General features: G+C 42.0%; 1 protein-coding gene. It reads left to right on the top strand.

Going from position 1 to position 255, the window contains the following annotated elements; genetic code table 11:
• Positions 1-255: hypothetical protein (locus AAEZ00_RS21710; RefSeq protein WP_351090053.1), on the top strand; the 255-nt coding region annotated here is incomplete at both ends.

The raw sequence follows: 255 nt of genomic DNA, 5'->3' as shown, positions 1-255 counted from the left end.
ACATTAGCAGTTGCTTACCTGCGCTATACCGTGCAAAACGTGTACTGATTGTTGGCGACACTAAGCAATTAAAGCACTATTCCTTTTTAGCCAGAAGCAAACAAACTCAATTGCTTGCCAAAAATAATGTGCCCGAAAGCAGCCCAGGAGCCATCAGTTATCGAGATAACTCCATCTTAGATTTAGCGTTAAAAACATTAGCTAGCGCGCAAGAGTTGGCCTTTTTAGATGAACACTTTAGAAGTAAGCCTGAGC

Origin of the sequence: Shewanella sp. S1-49-MNA-CIBAN-0167 (assembly GCF_040310145.1) — a bacterium.
Classification (GTDB): domain Bacteria; phylum Pseudomonadota; class Gammaproteobacteria; order Enterobacterales; family Shewanellaceae; genus Shewanella; species Shewanella psychromarinicola.
Note: the sequence above shows the minus strand (reverse complement) of the source record. Positions and strands in the feature narration are given on the sequence as shown.